The organism is Bradyrhizobium sp. CCBAU 51745, assembly GCF_028128715.1.
Lineage (GTDB): Bacteria > Pseudomonadota > Alphaproteobacteria > Rhizobiales > Xanthobacteraceae > Bradyrhizobium > Bradyrhizobium manausense.
Genome location: NZ_LBJP01000027.1, coordinates 1 through 645, shown reverse-complemented (window position 1 = coordinate 645; position 645 = coordinate 1). Strand labels below are relative to the sequence as shown.

1 protein-coding gene is annotated in these 645 nt (G+C 59.4%); it reads right to left on the bottom strand.

Annotated elements, in window-relative coordinates; translation table 11 throughout:
- On the bottom strand, window positions 1–645 hold a 645-nt coding region (locus tag XH98_RS12920), incomplete at both ends, for a class I SAM-dependent methyltransferase (RefSeq protein WP_271618807.1).

Here is a 645-nt window from a genome sequence, read left to right as displayed (position 1 = left end):
GAACGAAAAAGGAGGCTGCATGCCCGGTGACCGCCACCGCCGTGAGCCCAGCTCCTCTTAGTAACCGAAGAAATTCGTCCGAGTCCGAGAAACGAAACACATTGTGGCCCTGCGGGACGTCCTTCGGTAACGCTACTCCGATCTCGGCAATGGCTTCACGGAAGAGGCCTTGGATCCGCTGGCGCGCCGGATCATCCCACCAAGCGAACGCAATGCGTCCGCCTGGCGCTAAGGTTCGGACGCACTCTGCGACAGCAAGTTCCGGGTGGGGAAAATGTCCAAGCCCAAAGGCGCAGACGACCGCGTCGAACATATGATCGAGAAATGGGAGATGTTCTACGTCTGCCTCACGATATTCTATGGCAGGATGCAGTTGGTGTGCCAGCTCTACCATCCGTGGGGACAAGTCAACGCCCACGGCGCGCGCGCCGCGATTTGCCGCCTCCGCCGCAAGAGCACCGGGCCCGCTCGCGACATCCAGCAGATTTGCGCCCGGTTGCAAACGTACGGCGTCGAGAAGCGGCTCGGTAGCTAGAGTGGTCACCGCTGCAAAAAATTCGTAATAACTCCTTGCCAGAGCGTCATGACCTTGGCGTTCGAAAGCACGCAGTCGTTCGGCATCGCTGCTCGACAATCCTTCTGAAG